This window comes from Pseudomonas sp. TWI628 (assembly GCF_039673865.1).
GTDB lineage: Bacteria > Pseudomonadota > Gammaproteobacteria > Pseudomonadales > Pseudomonadaceae > Aquipseudomonas.
This window is the reverse complement of record NZ_JBDJMM010000069.1, coordinates 1-711: the sequence shown is the minus strand read 5'-3', so window position 1 is coordinate 711 and position 711 is coordinate 1. Positions and strand designations below refer to the sequence as shown.

General features: G+C 60.9%; 1 pseudogene. It reads left to right on the top strand.

Going from position 1 to position 711, the window contains the following annotated elements:
* Positions 1 to 711, top strand: a pseudogene (locus tag ABE528_RS27310) (type IV secretion protein Rhs); the annotation flags it as partial.

The following is a 711-nucleotide window of genomic DNA, read 5'->3' as shown; positions in this document are numbered from 1 at the left end:
CTGGCAGTTTGCCTCGACCTTGCCCGCGGACAAGCTTTCACAGGTGCACAACACCGGTATCAATACCTCGCTGCTGGTGGAGCATGCCTACAACCCGATTCACCGCCGCTACCAGTACGACCCCGCGGGTGAATTGGTGCGCACGCTCGACAAGCTGCGAGGCGAGATCAAGTACGAGTACGAAGCCAATGGCCAGTTACGCAGCCGCGATACCGGCTCGCTGGTAGGGAGTGAAGAATTCCGCTACGACGCGGCAGCCAACCGCCTGGACTTCAATGCCCGGCAGTTTGCCAAGGTCAAGGACAACCGGATCAAGCTGTGGCGGGACCAGGAGTACCGCTACGACCCATGGGGCAACCTGATCGAAAAGCGCTCGGGGCACAGCAAGCTGCAGAGCTTCAGCTACGACTGCGAGAACCGGCTGGTTCGCGCCGAGACCCTGGTTAACGGCAAGCTGGAGAGCCGGGGCGCGTATCGCTACGACAGCCTGGGGCGACGGGTGGCCAAGCAGGCGGAGATCGATGGCAAGATCGAACAGAAGCGGTTCCTGTGGCAAGGGCTGAGGATGCTGCGGGAAGAGACGCCTGGGCAGAGCATCTTGTATGTGTACGAGCCGGGTAGCTATGCGCCGTTGGCGCGGGTTGATCAGGCGGAAGGGGAAGGGCAGAAGCTTTATTACTTCCATACGGATCAGATTGGTACGCCGCTGGA